At 67.2% G+C, this 17,202-nt stretch carries 11 protein-coding genes and 1 riboswitch; of the genes, 5 read left to right on the top strand and 6 right to left on the bottom strand.

Annotated features, from left to right (window positions below):
* Positions 1 to 545 precede the first annotated feature (545 nt).
* Positions 546 to 1,780 (bottom strand): IS3 family transposase gene (locus tag AC3IR9_RS15455; RefSeq protein WP_489291031.1). Its coding sequence is split into 2 segments (ribosomal slippage): positions 546 to 1,429 and positions 1,429 to 1,780, totalling 1,236 coding nucleotides; the frame shifts between segments, so codons are not numbered across the junction.
* A gap of 133 nt (positions 1,781 to 1,913) precedes the next feature.
* Positions 1,914 to 4,808: an aminomethyl-transferring glycine dehydrogenase gene (gene gcvP / locus AC3IR9_RS15450; RefSeq protein ID WP_489291776.1), complete on the bottom strand. Its 2,895-nt coding sequence runs from the start codon at positions 4,806 to 4,808 to the stop codon at positions 1,914 to 1,916.
* Between the two features lie 89 nt (positions 4,809 to 4,897).
* A riboswitch (glycine riboswitch) is annotated at positions 4,898 to 4,999 on the bottom strand.
* Between the two features lie 294 nt (positions 5,000 to 5,293).
* Between gcvP and AC3IR9_RS15445 the strand changes: the two genes are divergently transcribed.
* The 3 genes from AC3IR9_RS15445 to AC3IR9_RS15435 all read left to right on the top strand — a co-directional run bounded on the left by AC3IR9_RS15445 (position 5,294) and on the right by AC3IR9_RS15435 (position 8,042).
* Complete coding sequence (locus AC3IR9_RS15445) at positions 5,294 to 6,517, top strand: multidrug effflux MFS transporter (RefSeq protein WP_489291774.1); 1,224 nt, start codon at positions 5,294 to 5,296, stop codon at positions 6,515 to 6,517.
* A 163-nt stretch (positions 6,518 to 6,680) separates the two neighbouring features.
* On the top strand, positions 6,681 to 7,574 hold the full coding sequence (locus AC3IR9_RS15440; protein WP_489291772.1) for a siderophore-interacting protein: 894 nt from the start codon (positions 6,681 to 6,683) through the stop codon (positions 7,572 to 7,574).
* A gap of 81 nt (positions 7,575 to 7,655) precedes the next feature.
* Positions 7,656 to 8,042, top strand: a complete 387-nt coding sequence (locus AC3IR9_RS15435) for a hypothetical protein (RefSeq protein ID WP_489291770.1) — start codon at positions 7,656 to 7,658, stop codon at positions 8,040 to 8,042.
* A 282-nt stretch (positions 8,043 to 8,324) separates the two neighbouring features.
* On the opposite strand, the gene AC3IR9_RS15430 is transcribed toward AC3IR9_RS15435, so the two are convergent.
* The 4 genes from AC3IR9_RS15430 to AC3IR9_RS15415 form a co-directional block, all read right to left on the bottom strand.
* Positions 8,325 to 10,316 carry a M2 family metallopeptidase gene (locus AC3IR9_RS15430; protein ID WP_489291768.1) on the bottom strand — a complete coding sequence of 664 codons (1,992 nt, stop codon included), beginning with the start codon at positions 10,314 to 10,316 and terminating at the stop codon, positions 8,325 to 8,327.
* 491 nt (positions 10,317 to 10,807) lie between these two features.
* Positions 10,808 to 12,460, bottom strand: coding sequence for a phosphoethanolamine transferase (locus AC3IR9_RS15425; protein WP_489291767.1), 1,653 nt, complete (start codon positions 12,458 to 12,460; stop codon positions 10,808 to 10,810).
* Positions 12,457 to 13,230 carry a phosphatase PAP2 family protein gene (locus tag AC3IR9_RS15420; protein ID WP_489291766.1) on the bottom strand — a complete coding sequence of 258 codons (774 nt, stop codon included), beginning with the start codon at positions 13,228 to 13,230 and terminating at the stop codon, positions 12,457 to 12,459. The genes AC3IR9_RS15425 and AC3IR9_RS15420 overlap by 4 nt, the downstream gene beginning before the upstream one ends.
* A 120-nt stretch (positions 13,231 to 13,350) precedes the next feature.
* Positions 13,351 to 15,063, bottom strand: coding sequence for an ArnT family glycosyltransferase (locus tag AC3IR9_RS15415; protein ID WP_489291765.1), 1,713 nt, complete (start codon positions 15,061 to 15,063; stop codon positions 13,351 to 13,353).
* A 130-nt stretch (positions 15,064 to 15,193) separates the two neighbouring features.
* Here AC3IR9_RS15415 and AC3IR9_RS15410 point away from each other — a divergent pair, with 130 nt between their 5' ends.
* A complete protein-coding gene (locus tag AC3IR9_RS15410) occupies positions 15,194 to 15,895 on the top strand; it encodes a response regulator transcription factor (protein WP_489291764.1) in 702 nt (233 codons plus the stop codon).
* On the top strand, positions 15,882 to 17,201 hold the full coding sequence (locus tag AC3IR9_RS15405) for a sensor histidine kinase (protein WP_489291762.1): 1,320 nt from the start codon (positions 15,882 to 15,884) through the stop codon (positions 17,199 to 17,201). Before AC3IR9_RS15410 ends, AC3IR9_RS15405 begins: the two co-directional genes overlap by 14 nt.
* Position 17,202 lies beyond the last annotated feature (1 nt).

Raw genomic sequence — 17,202 nt, 5'->3', positions numbered from 1 at the left:
TGCGGCGACGGCCTCCTCCTTTATTTTGCCAAGGACCTGCCGGCCGCCAGCGGGCTCGGACGCGCCCGGGTAGGTGCCGACCGTTGGTCGGCACATCGCTGGCAGCTCGAGGGGTGCCCGGAAACGTGGTCTTCGCCTATGTGGGGGAGGTTCACCCGCAGGGCGCGACCGCAACAGCGGGGTATCGCACTGTTCGGCCAGGGCGCACGCGTCCGAGCCCACTGGCGGCCGGCAGGCCCTTGTGCAAATGTCCCCCGGCCGCCGCCTGCGGCGACGGCCTCCTCCTTTATTTTGCCAAGGACCTGCCGGCCGCCAGCGGGCTCGGACGCGCCCGGGTAGGTGCCGACCGTTGGTCGGCACATCGCCGGCAGCTCGAGGGGTGCCCGGAAACGTGGTCTTCGCTCATGTGGGGGAGGCTCACCCGCAGGACGCGTGCCCCATGGGCGTGCCCATCCCCGCCCAGGCAGGAGAACTGCAGGCATGCGCGCGAAGAACTGACCCGTCCTGCCATAGGTTGACACCTGTGGCGGATGATCTGGCCGCCGTCAGGCGGCCAGAGACGCCCGATGCACCGCATCGGGCGTTTGCATTTTAAGCGACAGGTGCGGCCGCTCGGCGTTATAGATCCCCACCGACTCGGCGACCATCTGGCGTGCCTGCAGCAGGTCCCGGGGCCGGTGCAGCAGGAACTCGCCCTTCAATATCCCATTTACCCGTTCGGCCAGCGCATTCTGGTAGCAGTCGTAGCCATCGGTCATCGAGCAGGTCACCCCATGCCTGGCGTGGATCTTCTGGTAGTAGTCCGAGCAGTACTGGATGCCCCGGTCGGAGTGATGGATCAGCTGCTGCCGCGTTTTTCGTTCCTTCAGCGCCATCTGCAGTGCTTGGGCGACCTGTTCGGTCTGCAGGGTGTCGTGCACGCTCCAGCCCACGATCCTGCGCGACCACACATCGGTAATCAGGCTCAGGTATACAAATTTCCCCTGCGTGGGCAGGTAGGTAATGTCGGCTACCCAGACCTGCTCACTGCCGGTCGGTACCACGCGCCCTTCGCCGGGCTTGAGAAGATTGGGGTGCCGCCGGAAGCGGTGATGGCTGTCGGTCGTCTTGTGGTACGCCCGCCGCATGGGGACCAGCAGCCGGGCATCACGAAGGACGCCAAACAGACGGTCGCGCCCCATTGCCACTCCCGATGCTTGAAGCGTCGGTCCAATCAGATGATGCAGCTTGCGCGTGCCGATGCGCGGCTGGCGCGCTCGATAGCCACCTACCAGCGCGAGCGCCCGAGCACCGTCGGCCAATTGCCGCTGCTGACGATGGCCTGCCTGATAGTACGCTTGGCGACTGATACCAAAATGCCGGCAAGCCCTTGCCACGCTTACGCCTTGGAGGCGCCTTTGCGTGAGGACTTGCCGGAAGGCTTTTTTACGATGCGCACCCCGTAGTCTTCCTTGAGCACATCCACGATGGCCTCGAAAAGCTGCGCCTTCTCGGTCGCCTCCCGCAGCTGAACCTGCAGGACTTTGATCTGTTGTTCCGGTGTCAGCGGCTTGGCCGTTCCGGACTTGGGAGCTGTGGTCATGGGGGCAGATGATGCCCCACCTGACCAGTCTTGCCGACCATGTCGCCGAAGCCACGACAGCACGGTGCTCCGTCCTTGGATTCCGTAGCGCTCCTGGGCCTGCTTGTAGGTCAGCTCCCCACGCTCGACCTGGTCCACCACCGACAACTTGAAGGCCAGCGAGTAATCCCGCTGGCTGCGCCTGATTGTTGAATTCATTGAACATTCCTCTTCCTGTGGGAAAAGGTGTCAACTCAATTCAGGACGGGTCAAACCCACGAAAACGGCCCGCTTGCGCGGGCCGTTTTCGTTGTGTGCCGACCAACGGTCGGCACCTACCGGGCAGGAAGGCTTAGACCTCCACGCCTTCATCTTCCTTGTACGCATCCACCGGGATGCACGCACACATCACGTTCTTGTCGCCGTACACGTTGTCCACGCGCGCCACCGGCGGCCAGTACTTCTGCTGGCGCAGGCTGGCCAGCGGGAAGGCGGCCAGTTCGCGTGGGTAGGCATGGGGCCACTCGCTGGCCGACACTGCGGTGGCGGTGTGCGGGGCGTGCTTGAGCGGGTTGTCTTCGCGGTCCAGGCGGCCGTCTTCGATCGCGGCGATTTCCTCGCGGATCTGGATCATCGCGTTGATGAAGCGATCCAGTTCGTGCAGCGATTCGCTTTCGGTGGGTTCCACCATCAGCGTGCCGGCCACCGGGAAGCTCAGGGTCGGGGCGTGGAAGCCGAAGTCGATCAGGCGCTTGGCCACGTCCTCGGCGGCGATGCCGGAGGTCTTCTCCAGCGGGCGCACGTCCAGAATGCACTCATGCGCGACCAGCCCGTTGCGGCCGGTGTACAGGGTCTTGAAGTGCGGGGCCAGGCGTTTGGCGATGTAGTTGGCGTTGAGCAGGGCCACCTGGGTGGCCTTGCGCAGGCCGGCGGTGCCCATCAGGGTGATGTACATCCAGCTGATCGGCAGGATCGAGGCGCTGCCGAAGCTGGCCGCGCTGACCATGCCCACGTCACCTTCGCCACCCAGTACCTTGGGCAGGAACGGCGCCAGGTGCGACTTGACCGCGCACGGGCCGACGCCCGGGCCGCCGCCGCCGTGCGGAATGCAGAAGGTCTTGTGCAGGTTCAGGTGCGACACGTCCGAGCCCCACTTGCCGGGCTTGGCCACGCCAACCAGGGCGTTCATGTTGGCGCCGTCGGTGTACACCTGGCCGCCGTACTGGTGGATGATCTCGCAGATCTCCACCACCTCTTCCTCGAACACGCCGTGCGTGGACGGGTAGGTGATCATCAGCGCGGCCAGGCGGTCGCCGTACTTCTCGGCGTTGACGCGGATGTCTTCGACATCGACGTTGCCGTTGGCATCGGTCTTGGTCACCACGACCTTCATGCCGCACATCTGCGCCGAAGCCGGGTTGGTGCCGTGCGCCGAGTCGGGGATCAGGCAGACATCGCGATGGCCTTCGCCGCGCGAGCGGTGGTAGGCGCGGATCGCCAGCAGGCCGGCGTATTCGCCCTGCGCGCCGGAGTTGGGCTGCAGGCTGACCGCGTCGTAGCCGGTGCATTCCACCAGCATCGCTTCCAGCCCGTCGATCAGTTCCTTGTAGCCGGTGGCCTGGTCGGCCGGGGCCAGCGGATGGATGTTGGCGAACTCCGGCCAGGTCACCGGGATCATCTCGGCGGTGGCGTTGAGCTTCATGGTGCAGCTGCCCAGCGGGATCATGGTGCGATCCATGGCCAGGTCCTTGTCCGCCAGCGAACGCAGGTAACGCAGCAGTTCGTGTTCGCTGTGGTGGGTGTTGAACACCGGGTGGGTCAGGAACGCGCTGGTGCGCACCAGGCCGGCCGGCAGTGCATCGGTGGTGGCCGCGTCGAGCGCGTCCACGTCGACGGTGGCGCCGAACAGCTGGCCGAGCGCGACGATGTCAGCGCGGGTAGCGGTCTCATCCAGGCTGATGCTGACTGCTTCGCTGTCGATCGCGCGCAGGTTGATGCGCGCCGCGGCGGCCTTGGCATGGATCGCCTTGGCGTCGATGTCCTTGACATGCAGGGTATCGAAGAAGTGCTCGCCGACATTCACCCCGGCGCTGCGCAGGCCGGCGGCCAGGATCGCGGCCAGGCGGTGGGTGCGGCGCGCGATGCGGGTCAGGCCGTCCGGGCCGTGGTACACCGCATACATCGAGGCCATCACCGCCAACAGCACCTGTGCGGTGCAGATGTTGGAGGTGGCCTTCTCGCGGCGGATGTGCTGCTCGCGGGTCTGCAGGGTGAGGCGGTAGGCGGCGTTGCCCTGTGCATCGACCGAGACGCCGATCAGGCGGCCCGGCATCGAACGCTTGTAGGCGTCGCGGCAGGCCATGAAGGCCGCGTGCGGGCCACCGAAACCGAACGGCACGCCGAAGCGCTGCGAGTTGCCCACCACGATGTCCGCGCCCCATTCGCCGGGAGCGGCGATCAGGGTCAGCGCGAGCAGGTCGGTGGCCACGGCCACCAGGCCGCCGCGTGCGTGCACGGCATCGGCCAGCGCCTTGTAGTCACCGATATGACCGAAGGTGTCCGGGTACTGCAGCAGCACGCCGTAGCTGTCCGCTTCCAGCGCTTCGGCCGGGGTGCCCACGCGCAGCACGATACCCATCGGCTCGGCGCGGGTGCGCAGCAGTTCCAGCGTCTGCGGGTGCACCGCGTCATGCACGAAGAAGGTGTCGGACTTGCTCTTGGCCGAACGCTTGGCCAGGGTCATCGCTTCGGCCGCGGCGGTGGCTTCGTCCAGCAGCGAGGCGTTGGCGATCTCCATGCCGGTGAGGTCGGCGCACAGGGTCTGGAAGTTGATCAGCGCTTCCATGCGGCCCTGCGAGATCTCGGCCTGGTAGGGCGTGTAGGCGGTGTACCACGCCGGGTTTTCCAGCACGTTACGCAGGATCACGTTCGGGGTGAGCGTGCCGTAGTAGCCTTGGCCGATGAAGGTGCGGAACACCTGGTTCTTGTCGGCGATGGCGCGGATCTTGGCCAGTGCCTGCACTTCGGTCAGCGAGTCGGGCAGCGCCAGCGGGGCCGGCGACTTGATCCCGGCCGGGACGATCGCATCGGTCAGCGCGTCCAGCGAGGCGTGGCCGACCACGTCGAGCATCTGCGCGATCTCGGCGTCGTTGGGGCCGATGTGGCGTTCGACGAACGCGTGGCTGTGTTCAAGCTCGCGCAGGGAGGGGGCGCGCTGGGCGGAGGTAGTCGGGGACATGGCTGGCATCTCGAAGAGTGGGCACGCACGTTCGGAAGTCTGCACGGACCGGGGCGCGTCGCAGGCGCGCGCCAACCACCGGACCTTGCGGTCTTCCTGGGTGCCCCTCTGTCCTTTTGCCTGAGAGTTTAAAAGCGCGCATCTGCGTGCTTCGTGCCCCTTCGGCGCCGGCAGTGGCCGGTCTCTCCAGAGTTTTGATGCGGGTGGTATCGGGCCTGAGCGATTACGGGCGTTGCGCCTTCGGCAGCGGGGGCTTCAAAACAACGCTCCGCTTCTCCCACCATGTAGCCCGGCGATTATAGCCCAGTGGCCTCGCCGGCTGCGGCCCTACCACGCATGAATGGGCGCACCCGCCCACGCCGGAACGGGGCGGTAGGCATGGTGCGGTGCCCGGCAAAGGCCTATGATGGCCGGATCCTCGTATTCATCTGGCGTCGCCCGTTCCGGGCTGGCGCCCGCCGTGCGTTTCGCGCATAGCCCAGACGGAAGCCCGCATGACGCCCGCCTCGCCCTCGACCCGCCGTCTGGCCCTGCTGCTCGCAGGCCTGGCGATGTTCGGCCCGTTCTCCATCGACACCATCTTCCCGGCCTTCCTGTTGCTGGGTGACCGCATGCAGGTCGACCAGGTCGCGGTCCAGCAGACCATCAGTGTCTACCTGCTGTTCTACGGCCTGATGAGCCTGGCGCACGGGCCGTTGTCCGACGCGTTCGGGCGCAAGCGGGTGATCATCGGCGGGCTGGTGCTGTTCATCGGTGCCTCGATCGGCTGCGCACTGTCGCGCGACATGCCCACCTTGCTGGTGTTCCGCGCGCTGCAGGGCGTGACCGCTGGCGTCGGGGTGATCGTGGGCCGCGCGGTGATCCGCGACCTGTACCACGGCGCGGACGCGCAGCGCCTGATGAGCCAGGTGTCGATGATCTTCGGCGTGGCCCCGGCGATCGCACCGATCATCGGCGGCTGGATCCTGCTCGGCGGCGGTGACTGGCCGTTGATCTTCTGGTTCCTGGTGTTGTTCGGCGTGGTGCTGCTGCTGGCGACCGGCAAGTGGCTGCCGGAAACGCATCCGGTGCAGGCACGCACCCCGCTGTCGATGCGCGAACTGCTGCGCAGCTACCTGCGCATGGGCTCCAATGCGCGGCTGCTGCGCCTGGCCGCGGCGGGTGCGTTCAATTTCTCCGGCATTTTCCTCTACATCGCCTCGGCGCCGGTAGTGGTGATGCAGCACCTCAAGCTGGGCGAGGGCGGTTTTGCCTGGCTGTTCATTCCCACCATCGGCGGCATGACCATGGGCTCGTTCCTGTCCGGGCGCATGGCCGGCCGGGTGGTGGCTGAGCGGCAGATCGCGATCGGTTTCAGCCTGTGCGCGGTGTCGGCGCTGCTCAATGTCGGCTACGTGCTGGCGGTGCCGCAGATCGCGCTGCCGTGGGCGGTGATGCCGATCTTCCTGGGCGGGGTGGGGATGGCGCTGATCTTCCCGATCCTGGCGCTGGCGGTGCTGGACATGTACCCGCACCAGCGCGGCCTGGCCTCGTCGATGCAGATGTTCATCCAGTTGATGATCAATACGCTGGTGGCGGGCGTGGTCTCACCGATGCTCAGCAGCCGGCCAATACACCTGGCGTTGGGCTATGCCGGGTTCTTCGCCATCGGTGCCAGTTTCTGGTACTGGGAACGCCACTGCGAGCGTCGCCGCGCGGCGGCGGCCCTCCCCGGCTAGCATTCGGCGCAGGCCAGGCGTGCCTACAAAGCACGCCTGGCGTCGCAGGCATTGCCAGCGGTGACCGGCGGCGTATCCTGTGCGTTCGCCAGCCAGTTCGTGCTCCACGACAGCCATTACGCCGCCTGCGGAATCCACTTCCGCCACGCTCCAGGGTGATCGCATGGCTGCCCAGCAGACCTACCGCCTGTTCGATGTCGCGCTCAAGCAGCGCACCACGCTGTCTCCTTCGCTGACCCGCATGGTCTTCGCCGCGCCCGACGTGGCCAACATGAAGACCGAAGGACCGGACCAGCGCATCAAGGTGTTCTTCCCGTTGCCCGGCCAGGACTCGCCCGACGTGCCCCAGGGCGAGGACTGGTACCCGCGCTACCGCGCACTTCCCGACCACCAGCGCGCACCGATGCGCACCTACACCATCCGTGCGCTGCGCCCGGAAGCGGGCGAGGTCGATGTCGACTTCGTGCTGCACGGCGAGACCGGGCCGGCCTCGCGCTGGGCCACCCACGCCCGCATCGGCGACCGGGTAAGCCTGCTGGCACCGGATGCGCAGGTGGAGGCCAGCAGCGAAGGCTACGAGTGGAAGCCGCCGCTGCAGGCCCGGCGGGTACTGCTGGTGGCAGACGACACCGCGCTGCCGGCCGTCGCCGGCATCCTCGAAGCGCTGGCGCAGTGGCCGCATCCGCCCCAGGTGCAGGCCTTCCTGGAGGTCGAGCACGATGCCGACGTGTTGCCGCTGCAGGCGCCGGTGGGCGCACAGTTGTTCTGGCTTGCACGTGAAGGTGCGCCGCACGGGGCCCTGCTGCAGGAGGCCGTGCGTACGCGGGTGGGGCTGCTCGGCACCCGCGCCACCGAGCAGGAGCTGGCCGATATCGATATCGACCAGGACATCCTCTGGGAACAGGCCAGCGCCGATGGCAGTGCCCTGTATGCCTGGGTCGCCGGTGAGGCCGGCGCGGTGATGGCGATCCGCCGGCACCTGGTCAAGGACTGCGGCATCGACAAGCGCGCGATCACCTTCATGGGCTATTGGCGGCACGGCCGGGTGATCGACTGACCGGCTCCGCGGCCCGCCCACGCAGGCCCCCAGGGCGCGTGCGGTATCCTTGGCGCTTTGCTGCAGTCCGGAACTCCCCCGATGTCGACCACCTCCAAACTGCGCCGCGACATCCGTCGGCGCCGTGAAACCCAGGCCGCCAACCGTGAGCAGGCCCATGCCTCGCCGGTGGAACCGCACGCCGAACTGCGCGACCAGCAGCGCACGCTGCTGGCCGGCATCGTGCGCCGTGATGGTGAGTGGGTACTGGGCATGGACGGTCGCATCGCCGGCCAGACCGAAAGCGCCGCGCGCGTGCTGTGCCTGATCATGCAGGCGGCCGAACTGCACGAGCGGCAGGGTACGCCGGTGCGCCTGGTGTATTCGGACGCGTTGAAGGAGGCCGCGCACACCGAGGCGCAGGCCGATGGCAAGGATTTCGAGCAGTTCAAACTGGAATTCGGGGCAAGCCTGAAGCCGAACGCGTAAATCCCCTCATCGGCGCGAGCAGATCATTGCGCGGAGGTAGAAAAACCGGCCTTTCGGCCGGTTTTTCTTTGGTTCTTCTCCGGCGACCAGAGTCACCACCAACGGTGGTGACCTACCGCGTACCGCAAGCCGAGCCGCCAAGCGGCCCCGGACGCTAGCGTAAGAACCAAGCGAAGACACCCCGCAAGCTGCCATCGCCCGTGGGGTGAACCTCTCCCCTCACCGGGGAGAAGCCCGTTTTTTCTGCACTCGATGGAGCCGGGCAGGGCCCGGCCCCATCGGTCAGGGTGCTGCGGGCGCGGGCGCGGCCGGTGCCGCCGCTGCGGTGGGCGCCTTCCAGCCACACATCTGGCCCTGGTTCTGCTGCTTGAGCCATTCATTGACCGGCGTGAAATACTCGATCATCGGGCCGGCATCCAGCTTGTCGCCGCCGGTGATTTCACGCAGCGTGGCCTGCCACGGCTGGCTGGCACCCTTGCTCAGCATCGCCCAGAACTTCTGCCCCGCTTCCTTGTTGCCGTAGAAGCTGCACTGGTGCAACGGACCCTTGTAGCCGGACGCATCGCACAGGCCCTTGTAGAACTGGAACTGCAGGATGCGCGCCAGGAAGTAGCGCGTGTACGGGGTATTGCCCGGCACGTGGTACTTCGCGCCCGGATCGAAGAACTCCTCGCCACGCGCGCTGGCCGGGGCCACGCCCTGGTACTTCGCCTTCAGCTCCCACCACGCCTGGTTGTAATGGTCCGGGGTGATCGAGCCATCGAACACGCCCCAGCGCCAGCGGTCGATCATCAGCCCGAACGGCAGGAACGACACACCGCTCAGTGCCATGCGCATCTGCGCATTGATGGTGGCCTCGCGGCTTTCCTGCGGCTTGTCGACCAGGCCGATCGAGTTGAGGTACTGCGGGGTCATGGCCAGCACGATGGTGTCGCCGATCGCTTCATGGAAGCCATCGTTGGCACCGCCCTGGAACAACGGCGGCAGCGGGTTGTAGGCCAGGTCGTAATAGATGTGGCCGAGCTCGTGGTAGATCGTGGTGAAGTTTTCTTCGGTGGGCTTGATGCACATTTTGGTGCGCACGTCGCCGTCCATGTTCATGTCCCACGCGCTGGCGTGGCAGACCACGTCGCGGTCCAGCGGCTTGATGAACTGGGTCTTGTCCCAGTACGACTTCGGCAGCGCGGGCATGCCGAGGGAGACGTAGAAGTCCTGCGCGCGTTCGGTCATCTGCTTGGCGGTCCGCAGCTCGGCCTCACGCTGCGCCTTGTACAGCGCTTCGACGTTGGCATTGCTGCCACCGGCCTTGGCCAGCGCGCCGCTCAGGTTGGTCTGGTACTGCTTTTCCAGCGCGGCGGTGATGTCCAGGCTGCCAGCGCCGGGGTAGGGCTCCAGCTGGTCCCACAGGTTGGACCAGTCCTGCTGCCACATGTTGCCCAGCAGGTGGGCGGCGATCAGGCCACCGTCGGTTTCGGCCTTGTCCTTGCCGTAGGTGTCGTCCAGCTTGGTACGCGCATAGCAGTGCAGCTGCTCGTACATCGGCTTGACCTGTTCCCACAGGCGGTCGGTTTCCGGGCCGATCTGTTCAGGCGGCATGTCATAGCCGCTGCGCCACATCTGGCCGGCATCGGTGAAGCCCATTTCCTTGGCGCCTTCGTTGACCAGGCCGACGAAGCGCTGGTAATCGGCGCGCATCGGCTTGGTGGTGCCATGCCAGCCCTGCCAGGCATCCAGCTGCTTGTCGTAATCGCGGCTGCTGGCCAGGACCTGTTCCAGGTCGCCCAGCTGGCGGCAGCTCTGCGGGTTGGCCTCGTCGGTGCAGTATTTGCCCGAGCCGTAGGCGCCTTCCATGCGGCTGGCGATGCGGGTCAGTTCGGACAGTTTGGCCGGGTCGCGCGGGGCCGGCATGGAGGTCATGAGCTTGAGCAGGTGGATCTGGCGTTTGGTGTCTTCGCTCATCGGCTGGCCGTCGTACTTGCCGGCCTGGGTGATCCAGGTGTTGAGCACGGTCAACCAGCGCTCGTTGGCCTTGGCCGCCACGCGCTCGGAATCCTCGTTGATGTAGGTCGAGGACAGCCACTGGGCGGAGGTCATTTCCGGGTACATGGCCTTGTACTCGGCGTTGACGCGGGCAATGAACTGGTCCGCGGTCTCGGCCGGCGCGGCAGTGCTGGCGGCGGGCGCGTCGGCCGGGGAGGGTTCCTTCTGGCAGGCCGCCAGCGTCAGTGCAGCAGCACTCACAGCCAGGGCCAGCAGGAGCGGGCGATGGTTCACGGGGACATCCTTGGGTGGTGACAGACCGGCGAAGGCTAGTGGGGCGCCGGTTCTACCGCAAGGGGCAGGGCAGCACGATCCTCTCTACGTCCATGTCCACGGCCACGGCCACGGCGCAGGGCATCACTGCTGCGGTGTCTTCGCTTGGGCATGCCGCGAGCGTGTGGGGCCCCTTGGCGGCCGGCAGGCCCTTGTGCAAATGTCCCCCGGCCGACGCCTGCGGCGACGGCCTCCTCCTTTATTTTGCCAAGGGCCTGCCGGCCGCCAAGGGGCTCGGCTTGCGGAACACACGGGCACACGTCGATCTTTGCCACGGGCTGCCAATGTTCCAGATATGCGGGCACCCATGCCTTTGCCTAGGTAGGTCACCACCGTTGGTGGTGACGCTGGCCCATCAGCGTTCGGGACCGCAGTGCAAAACCAAGATCCTCAACGCTGCGCCAGGACTCGGCTTGCGGTGCGCACAGGGGCATTTGGAACCATCCGCCAACTCAGCCCTCGCACGCCGCGAACAGATCCCGGTCGCGCTCATACACCGATGTCTTCACCTGCATCAGCCCCAACACCGACGGGAACAGGTTGTCGTGGTCGGTGTACTGCGTTGCGCGTTGGCGCACACAGGCCAGGTTGAGCCCGCGGTTTGCAGCGAAGGAGGGCGAGAACCACATCGTCATCGGTACCCGCGTCTGTTCCTGCGGGGCGATCGCATACGGTACGCCGTGCAGGAACAGGCCCTTTTCGCCCAGCGATTCGCCATGGTCGGACAGGTAGATCATCGCCGTGTCGTAGTCGTCCATGCCCTGCAGCGTGCCGATCGTGCGGCTGAGCATATGGTCGGTGTACAGCAGCGCGTTGTCGTAGCTGTTGGTGATCTGTTCGCGGCTGCACTTGCCCAGGTCGGGCGTGTCGCAGGTGGGGGTGAAGCGGCGGAACCGCGCCGGATAGCGCTCGAAGTAGCTCGGCCCGTGGTTGCCCAGCTGGTGCAGCACCACTACCCGGTCGCCGGGCCTGGCCCGCACCTGCGTGGCCAGGTTGTCGATCAGGATCTCGTCCATGCAACGGCCGTTCGCACACAGTTCCGGGTTCTTCGCATCATCCAGTGGCTGCATTTCCAGACCTTCGCACACGCCCTTGCAACCGGACTGGTTGTCGCGCCACAAGGTCTTGATGCCGGCATGCTCGAGCACGTGCAGCAGCGACTGGTGCGCACGGATTTTCTTTTCATCGTAGTCGTGCCGGCCATACGGCGAGAACAGGCAGGGCAGCGATACTTCGGTGCTGGTACCGCACGAATGCATGTCCGGGAAGTTGATCACGCTGGTCTGGGCCAGTTCCGGCGTGGTCTGCTTGGCATAGCCGTTGAGGCCCCAGTTCTGCGCGCGCGCGGTTTCGCCCATGACGATCACCAGCAGCCGTGGACGACTACCGACTGCGCGCGGGGTCGCCATGGCGTCGGTGCCCAGTGGCAGTTTCGGCGCGCGCTGCATCGGGTTGTCGCCGCGCAACGCCTTGGGCAGCCCCAGCAGGAAGTTGCCGGGGGTGGCCAGGTAGCGCACTTCGCGCTGGTTGCGCATCAGCGCCGACATTTCCTGGAACGACAGCATCGCACCGCCGAGCGTGACCAACGCCGACAGCAGCAGGAAGCCACCCCGCCACAGCAACGCCTTGCCCCAGCCGCGCTTGACCAGCTGCACGCGCCACAGCACCAGCATCGGCAGCAGTGCCAACAGCAGCAGCGGCGCGATCAGCGCCGGGGTCATCAACTCGCGGCTCTCCTTGTGGTCGGTGGCCAGCACGTTGCGCAGCATGTCCGCATCCAGGTAGATGTGGTAACTGCTCATGTAGTGCGCAGCCATCGCCGTGCCGAGCAGCAGCACCCCGATCACGACCTTGGCATTCCAGCGCCACACCAGCAGCCCCATCAGCAGGCAGTGCGCACCGACCAGAAACAGCAACAGCGAGGTCGCAAAGCGCAGGCTGCCTGGATGCGTGGCCATCGCGCTGTGCCAGAACAGCCCGTTGCAGGCCAGCGCGAAGAACACGCTGGTCAGCACGATCAGACGTTCGGTGGACAGCTGCGGGCGCCAGGCCAATGCAGCCGCCAGGGTCGGAAAGCGCGCGGTGCGCGGCAGGGTGGCGCTCATGCGGCGTCTTCCGGGGTGCGCAAGGTGCGCACTGCCAATGGGCCGGCATCGATACGCTGCACCAGCAGGTACAGGCCCAGCGACACCGCCCAGCAGGTCGCCAGCGTCCACAGGTCATGCGAAAGGAAATGCGCGCCGCGCAGCTGCTGCGACAGCCCGAACACCGCCCCGGCCAGCAGGCCCACCGCCAGCCCACGCCAGCGCCAGGCCGGGCGCACCATCACGGCGAAGAAGTACAGGCTGACCCAGGCGAAGCCGGCACTGGAATGCCCGGCCGGGAAGCACACCCCGCGCGGCATCCCGGGGGCACGGCTGGCGAACAGACCGACGTAGTCGCGCAGGCCGCCATAGCGGGCCAGGTCCCAGGGGCAATCCATGTTGGTGACCGATTTGAGCAGCGACACCGCTCCCGTTCCCAGCGCCACCGCCAGCACCAGGTACAGCAGCGGCCAGCGCCAGCGGGCCGCCGATTCGCTGCGCCATGCGTGGAAGCACAACAGGATGGCCACCAGTGCGGCGAAGCTGCTCGCCCACTTGCCCACCTTGTGCACCAGATGGCTGGTGACCCAGGCGTTCTGCAGGGCCCAGTGATGGCCTTCCAGCCGGTAGAACTGATCGGCCAGCCATTGGTCGCCGCCGGCGCCCATCAACGCGGCGCTGGCCAACAAGGTGGCCAGCAAGGGTACCCACAGGTGCCCGCGCAGGAACTGCGGGGACAGGGCCGACGCCAGGGGCGGGGCAGGCAGGGACACGGTGGACGGGTAGGACATCAACGGAGGGCCGGATCGGGAAACCGGCGCCATGGTCGTCAGTGGCCTGTCGGAGCGCGGTCGGAGCCGTGTTCGGCGCGGGTTAAACCGACGTTGCAGACGCTATCGGTTCAGTCCGGTTCAGTCCGCTTCGTCGGGCGAGGCCGCATCGTCGGACAGGTGCGCCCGGCAGTCCTGCCGCCACGCGCTACCGGGCACCAGCTGCCAGCGGTTGCGGTTGCTGCTGCCGATGTCGATCACCTGGGCCGGATCCACGCACGGGCTCATCGCCTGGTCCAGCACCAGCATCCAGCGCGTCGCCGGCGACTGCGCCAGCCACGGCCCGGCCTGCTGCCACTGCGCTTCCCAGGGCCGTTTGAACCCGAATTCGGTGACCGGGCGATCGGCCTGCAACAGGTTCTGTTCCCGCCAGGCCAGCAGCCCGAGCTCGGCATCGGGCCCGATCCGCTCGCCCACCCGCTGCATCAGCGCGGAGGCCGAACTGTAAGGATCCAGCGCCGGCATCAGGCCCCAGCCGTACAGGTTCCAGAGCAGGCCGGCGGTGAGCACCACCAGCAGCGCGGCCCGCCGCTGGCGCAGCCAGGCCACCAGCACGGCCAGCACGATGCCAGCCCCCAGCATCCAGCCGCCCAGCAGCGGCAACAGGCTGTCGGGCATGCCGCGCCGGCCCAGTTGCGCGTGGGCCCACGCACTGCCGCCCAGCAGCTGGCTGCCAACGTAGAGCGCGGCGGCCGCCAGCACGCCGACGTAGGCCAGCAGCAGCCAGCGCGGTCCGGCGCGTCGCAGCAGGCCCGGCAGCAAGGGCGCGGCGGCCACGCACAGCAGCGGCAGCATCGGGAACAGGTAGACCTCGCGCTTGCCCGGGCTGGCGCTGAAGAACAGCAGCACCAGCAGCGCCCACCCCAGCAGCAGCCACCAGCGCCCGTCCCGCCGCTTCAGCCGTCGCCACCACGCTGGCAACAGGGCAGGCAGCAGCAGGCTGCCGGGCAGCCACAGGGTGGCCATCACCTGCAGGTAGTACCAGGCCGGCTTCACGTGGTGCCACGCGTTGGTGTAACGGGTGCCGGTCTGTTTGAGCAACAGCTCGCCGGCGTACGCCCGCAGGCTGGGGTCCGAACCGTGCAGCAGTGCGATGCCCAGCGGCGCCAGCCATACCAGGGTGCCCAGCACGAACGCCGGCAACAGCCACCACAATGCCGTGCCGCGGCCGCCGTGGCCATCCTCACTGCCCCGCATGCGCCAGCGCCACAGCGCCCACGGCAGCAGCACCAGCAGTGGCAGGAAGCCCACGCCCTTGGTGACCGTCCCCAGCCCGGCGGCAAACCCGGCAATCCACAACGCGCGGCGGTTGGGGGCTTCCAGCAGGTGGCGCAGCAGGCCCCACATGGCCAGCGTGGTGAGCCCCACCAGTACCATGTCGATCTGGGCTCGCTTGGCCATCAGGCCGAACTGCAGGCAGCTGAACAACCCCAACATCGCCCACCACGCGATCCGCCGGTTCCACAGGCGGCCGGTGAGGTCCCAGCTCAGCCACAGGGTCAGCAGCGCGGCCAGCAGCGAAGGCAGCAGAAATGCCACCGGCCAGTGCCCCAGCACCTGGTAGCTGGCCGCCTGCATCCACATGAACACCGGCGGTTTTTCCGCGTACAGCTCGCTGCCACGGTGCGGCAGCAGCCACTGGCCACTGTCGATCATCGCCCGCGCCGCCAGCACGAAACGCGGCTCGTCAGGGGGCGACGGCTGGCGCAGGCCGATACCGGCCGCCAGGGCCAGCACGATCAACACGCAGGCAAGAATCTGCCAACGGTGGCGCAGCAGCAGCGAGTCGGACACGGAGGAACCCTTCGGCAAAACAGCCACTGTCGCCCTGACAGCGTAGGAAAAGCGTCGAAACCGCCGCATTGCGACCGGATTCCGACACGGATCCGGCTACCATGCGCCGATCCGCTTTCGAGAGTCTGCCATGCGGCTCCTGGTCATTGAAGACAACCGCCAACTGGTCGCCAACCTGTTCGACTATTTCGAGTCGCGCGGGCATGTGCTCGACGTGGCCCCCGATGGTGTCACCGGCCTGCACCTGGCGGCGACCCATCCGTATGACGCGCTGATCCTGGATTGGATGCTGCCGCGCATGGAAGGGCCCGAAGTGCTGCGTCGGCTGCGTGCCGAGCACGCTTCGGAGGTGCCGGTGATCATGCTCACCGCCCGCGACGAGCTGCCGGACAAGATCGCCGGCTTCCGCGCCGGGGCCGACGACTACCTGACCAAACCCTTTGCGCTGCCCGAGCTGGAAGTGCGGCTGGAGGCGCTGATGGTGCGCGCCAAGGGCCGCAACCCGCGCAAGGTGCTGGAGGTGGCCGATCTCAAACTGGACCTGGCGACCCTGGAGGCACACCGCAACGGCCAGGTACTGCACCTGTATCCGGCCTGCCGCAAGCTGCTGGAACTGCTGATGCGTGCCAGCCCGGGCGCGGTCACCCGCCAGCAGCTGGAGTTCGCGCTGTGGGGCGATGAACCGCCCGATGGCGACCTGCTGCGTTCGCACGTGTACGAACTGCGCCGCAGCGTTGATGGCCCGTTCCAGCAGAAGTTGATCCATACCCTGCCGCGGGTCGGCTACCGGCTGGGCCTGGTGGCGACGGAAAGTGACGATGCGCAAGCGTAAGCCCGTGCCGCTGCACCGGCGCCTGGTCTGGTGGTTGCTGGCGTACCTGGCGGTGATTTCGGTGGCGGTGTTCAGCGTGGGCAACTACGTTCATGAACATGCCGAGCATTCGGCCTGGCGCGCGCTGCTCAACTCCGAACTGGACAGCATCGTCAACCATATCCAGCACGAGCCGCATTACCGCTGGCAGGATTCGGACACGCTGCGCCTGTTCACCCTCAACGGCGCCGATACAGTGCCGGCGAGCCTGCGCACCTTGCATCCCGGCCTGCACGATGGCGTGCTGGTCAGTGGCCGCTCCAGCGCGGTGATGGTGCGCGACACCGAAGCACTGGGCCGGCTGGCGCTGGTGCTGGACATCAACGATTTCCACGAGCTGGAAGAATTCGCCACGCGGTGGGTGATGTTGGCCGGCGTGGTGATGATCGTGGTCACCGTGCTGATGGCCTCGCTGGGCGTCAGCCGGCTGGTGCGCCCCTTGCGGTCGCTCGCCCAGCACATCCATGGGCTCAGGCCGGGCATGCCCGGGCAACGGGTCGAGGTGGATCCACGCGGGAGTTCGGAGCTGTACGTGATCGCCGATGCGCTCAATGACTACCTGGCCCGCAACGAACAATTCGTCGAGCGCGAACGGGTGTTCGTCAGTACCGCCAGCCACGAGCTGCGCACGCCGATCGCGGTGATCACCGGTGCTGCCGAACTGGCGCTGGAACAGCCCGCCTTGCCCGAGCGTGCGCGCCAGCAGATGCAGCGCGTGCACCGCACCGCCCAGGGCGTGGAGCAGTTGATCCAGCTGTTGCTGGTGCTGGCCCGCGAACCGGCACGGCTGGCCGCGCTGGGCGAACGCATCGCGCTGGATGAACTGCTGCCGGACATCATCGAGGACCATCGCCACCTGATGGGCGACAAGGACCTGCGGATCGAACTGGACGGCCTGGCCCGGGTCGATATCGTGGCGCCGCCGGCCGTGGTGCAGGCGGCCATTGGCAACCTGCTGCGCAATGCGATCGAGAACAGCGGGCGCGGCACCATCCACGTTCAGGTGTCCGGGCGGGCCGTGGTGACCCTGCAGGACCCAGGCCATGGCATGAGCCCGGAAGAGATCGCGGCCGTCTACGCGCGGCTGGCGCGCGGCGACCGCACCGGCCAGAGCGGCATCGGCCTGGAGCTGATCGCCAAGCTGTGCGAGCACCTGGGCTGGGCGCTGCAGATCGAGCCCTGCCTGCCGCGCGGGACCCGCGTGATCCTCGACCTCGGCGCGTCGCTGCCACCGCGCGGGCCCGGCACGGTGACGTCGTCGGCCTGAG

It is taken from the genome of Stenotrophomonas sp. GL_101, assembly GCF_057835675.1.
The sequence above is the reverse complement of the archived record's forward strand: the minus strand, read 5'-3'. Positions and strand labels throughout refer to the sequence as shown.